The sequence below is a fragment of the Bradyrhizobium sp. NAS96.2 genome (assembly GCF_001908235.1).
Classification (GTDB): domain Bacteria; phylum Pseudomonadota; class Alphaproteobacteria; order Rhizobiales; family Xanthobacteraceae; genus Bradyrhizobium.
The window spans coordinates 1-1,506 of record NZ_LGHK01000352.1; the positions used below are offsets into that span (position 1 = coordinate 1).

A 1,506-nucleotide genomic window follows, 5' to 3' on the forward strand; every position below is an offset into this window, starting at 1 on the left:
TCATAGGCCGGCGCGACATCCCTGAACGTCTCGACGACCTTGAAGCCATGCCTGTCATCGCCCTCGACGATGTAGATGTTCTGGCGCAGATGGTGCGACTTCGGCTCGAGCTTCACGGTACCGTTCGGCGCCTCGAAGCTCAGCCCGCTTTCGAGTGCTGCGGTAACCGGAGCTGTCTGGGCTACCCCGGCCTTGTTGACCGCCGCCGCCCACAAATGCACGGCATTCCAGATGTCGACAGCTTCCGAGATGACCGGCGTGTCGCTGCCGTATTTCGCGGTCCACAGCTTCAGAAATTCGGCATTCGCCGGATTGTCGACGACCTGGAAGTAGCCCTGGTCCGCGACGAGCCCCTTGCCGGCCGCCGGTGACACCACGACCTGCTGGTTGCCCGAGCCGTAATTGGTCGAGACGACGCCGATCCTGTCCTTGAGGCCGGCGGCGGCGAACTGCTCGAGGAAGCCGGTCTGGTTGGCGCCGACCGGCAGCGCGACGACGAAGTCCGGCCTGGCAGACTGGATCTTCTGGACGGTCGGTGCGTAGTCGGTGACCGTGAGCGCCAGGAAGTCCTCGCCCACAACCTCCGCACCGGCCTTCTTCGCATATTCCCTGACCCAGTGCGCCGAGATCGTCCCGAAATTGTAGTCAGGCGCCATGATGTAGATCCGCTTGCCGTACTTCTTCACCGCCCAGTCGATGAGCACCGACAGTTGCTGCGAGGCGGATGGTCCGGTGACGAAGGTCTGCTTGTCGCAGGCGCCGCCTTCGTAGAGCGATCCATAGAAGTACGGGATGTTGGCCTTGCGGACGATTGGCCGGATCGCCTCGCGTGACGAGCTGGTGAGACCGGCGAACAGCGCGCTCACACGATCCCGCAGGACCGCCGTGTTCGCATACTGGGTGTATTTGCTCAGCTCCGACTGCGCGTCGTAGCCGACAACCTCGATCGGCTTGCCGAGCACGCCTCCCTTGGCATTGATGGTTTCGACCGCCAGTTTCAGCGCGTTGTTTTGCTGAATGCCGTAGATGTTCAGACCGCCGGTCAGGTCGAAAATGGCGCCGATCCTGATCCCGCCTTCGGCATGCACTGGCTTTCCCGCAAGACAGAATGTGGCAGCCACCGTCAATGCGCCAACGCGCAACAGCCTTGCCCACGACCCCCGACTGTTGTCCTTGCGCTTCCTGCTGCGCGAAGCACGCTCGTTCGAACCGGACAGATTGATGCGGGATATCATTTAGCTTCCTCCCTGATATCTTATATGGTTCTATTATCGAACCACACGCCGCAACCGGTGTCTAGTCTTATTATCGAACTGGTTCAGGCCAATCGTCAAATAACGACGCGAGGGCGCGCGGTTTGATGGCGCGCGCCCCTCGACGTCTACTTGCTCTCTGGTGCAAAATGCTGGGCGAGCGTGGGGTTTGCGACCAGGTCGCACTTCTCGTTCTCATAGGCCGGCGCGACATCCCTGAACGTCTCGACGACCTTGAAGCCATGCCTGTCAT

1 protein-coding gene is annotated in these 1,506 nt (G+C 61.2%); it reads right to left on the reverse strand.

Going from position 1 to position 1,506, the window contains the following annotated elements; all coding sequences use genetic code 11:
* Positions 1 to 1,121, reverse strand: a 1,121-nt coding sequence (locus tag AC628_RS41195) for an urea ABC transporter substrate-binding protein (protein ID WP_210190338.1), incomplete at its 3' end; no start/stop codon positions are given.
* Positions 1,122 to 1,506 lie beyond the last annotated feature (385 nt).